Below are 2,103 nucleotides of genomic sequence, written 5' to 3'. Positions count from 1 at the left end.
GATATATACGGATCCGGTAAAGTTTAACAGGGCATTGGAAATTGCTACGGTTGTAGCGGGATGGACCGGCGGTGTAGGTGTACCAATTGTACATACATTGATTATGATGGCTTGGGCAATGGCTGAATCTTTATTTGATGTGTACCTTTTGTTAAAAGGGGAAAGTGTACCGATATTTAAAACGAGGAATACGTGGATAACGGATATTGAAGGACTTTCGACAACAATTACGAATGAGGTTATAAACAGAACAAAGGAGAGTGCAAAGGCTGCAGCTGATAAAGTGATTGATTACACAGAGACTAAAGTTGAGGATTTTGTAGAAAGTGCAGTTACAACTATAGCAGATTACATTGACTCCAAAGTGGATTTACTGGTTGATAAAGTATTTGCTAGTATAGAGAATCCTTTTAAAGAAGATATGTATTCTGCTGAGAATATTTTTAACGATTTTGAGGTAAGTTTAAATGTTGAAGTTGAGGGAGAAATGGGAGATATAATCAGTCAAATTAACGAGAAAATTAGAATTTTGCTTCTCGAGGAAATGGAAGCTGTTGAAAAGAGCACGGTCGGAAGTTATGTACCAGTTACTATCCGAGGAGTTGATTATACAGATTTTCTTGAAGTATATAAAGATAGAAATCTTAAAGAAGTTATAGCAGAGCTGACTGCAGAATTAGCAGAAGGAAAGGAGTTGCTTGGTTATAGCGTGGATGAAACAAGCAAGAAAATAAATAGTATGATATTTAATACTATTCAGGAAGCAAAAAAGAGAGTGAAATATAATATAAAAGAGAAAATTGAAGATTATAAAACCAATTTAATTGATAAGTTTAAGGAATCGTTTAAAAAAGCTGCAGAAATGGGAAAAGAGAAAGTAAATAGATTTATTGATTCTATTGGTAATACAAATGATTCCGAAGTAATGAAGACAAACCTCAAGGGTTCTTTCCTCTCTATGAAGTATACTGATTACTTAAGGTTATTTTTGATTTTTACAAACAGAGACGTAAAGATGAAAAGAATAGCCGATTTGATACAAGTAAATATGAGAACAGCTTCAGGGAATAAAATTTTTAAGTTGTCAGAATACAATACATATATGCGTATTGAATCTTCGATTTCAATAAAATATTTGTTTGCAACAAAACCTTTTATTCCAAAGGAGTTTAGAACTGAAGATGGGAAAAGAATAAAGTTTGATGTTATCCTGTATAAGGGATATTAACATAAAAAATAATTTTTATAGAAAAGGGGATGTTGAAAATGGTTAGAGTAAAATCGATATTGATAGCAGTAATAATATGTGCAGTATCTTTATTATCCGCTTGTGGTGGTAGTGGAGAAGAAAATAATCAATCTTCTAATGTACTTAATTCAAATTCTACACAGAATACAGAGGAATCAAAAGATAAAAAAGAAAAGACTAATGCAGAAAAATTCTTGGATTATGCCATAGAAGCTGCTTATTTGAGAAATTTTACTCAAACTGGTGACTATGCAGGCATTATAAGCTCATTATATGATATTTATAAAGATGACATTATAAATCCTTACACTGGTGGTAGTGGAATATATGTAATGAATAGAACAAGAAGTTGTTTAAAACATGATACTGCAGTCAGAACTGTTGGATTAGGAGTAGATTGTGTAGTAATAGATGATTATATGACAGATCTTAAAGAAATAGATACAAATGAGGTGACTTATTGTGTAAATCCAGAAAGTAAAGGAATGGTTATTGCTTTTTGGTTTAAAGATGGTGTGTATATATATGAGGTTGATGAAAATGGCCAAAAAATAAATGAAATCAAGCATTTCTTTAAAAAAGAAGAAAAAGAAGAATAAAGCTTTTGTGTATGTAACATATATGTAGGAGGGAAAGCTGGAATGAAAAGAATTGCAAAAATATTAACAGTAGTATTGGTAGTTACTTGTTTGTTATCATTGCCAATATCAGCTGTTGAGCTTCCAATTCGAGTAGTGGTAAATGGAACAAAGATAAATTTTCCAGATGCAGAGCCGTTTATTGATGAGAATTCAAGAACACAGGTGCCTATCAGATTTGTTGGAGAAGCTCTGGGTGCGAATGTAAGTTGGGAC

General features: G+C 32.2%; 3 protein-coding genes. All 3 read left to right on the top strand.

What is annotated here, in order from left to right; all coding sequences use genetic code 11:
- Nucleotide 1: 1 nt before the first annotated feature.
- Entirely contained in the window at nucleotides 2-1,228 is a 1,227-nt protein-coding gene (locus tag JCM21531_RS23275; protein WP_279379113.1) for a DUF5702 domain-containing protein, read from the top strand.
- A 38-nt stretch (nucleotides 1,229-1,266) separates the two neighbouring features.
- Nucleotides 1,267-1,848 carry a hypothetical protein gene (locus JCM21531_RS16975; RefSeq protein WP_173400210.1) on the top strand — a complete coding sequence of 194 codons (582 nt, stop codon included), beginning with the start codon at nucleotides 1,267-1,269 and terminating at the stop codon, nucleotides 1,846-1,848.
- 42 nt (nucleotides 1,849-1,890) lie between these two features.
- The coding region (locus JCM21531_RS16970) for a stalk domain-containing protein (protein ID WP_038291587.1) at nucleotides 1,891-2,103 on the top strand (213 nt) is incomplete at its 3' end.

Origin of the sequence: Acetivibrio straminisolvens JCM 21531 (genome assembly GCF_000521465.1) — a bacterium.
Classification (GTDB): Bacteria; Bacillota; Clostridia; order Acetivibrionales; family Acetivibrionaceae; genus Hungateiclostridium; species Hungateiclostridium straminisolvens.
This window is presented reverse-complemented; position numbering and strand designations above follow the sequence as displayed.

Bases quoted from the DNA above. Each gene is read 5' to 3' on its own strand.
- JCM21531_RS16975 (WP_173400210.1), top strand. From the start codon at position 1,267: ATGGTTAGAGTAAAATCGATATTGATAGCAGTAATAATATGTGCAGTA.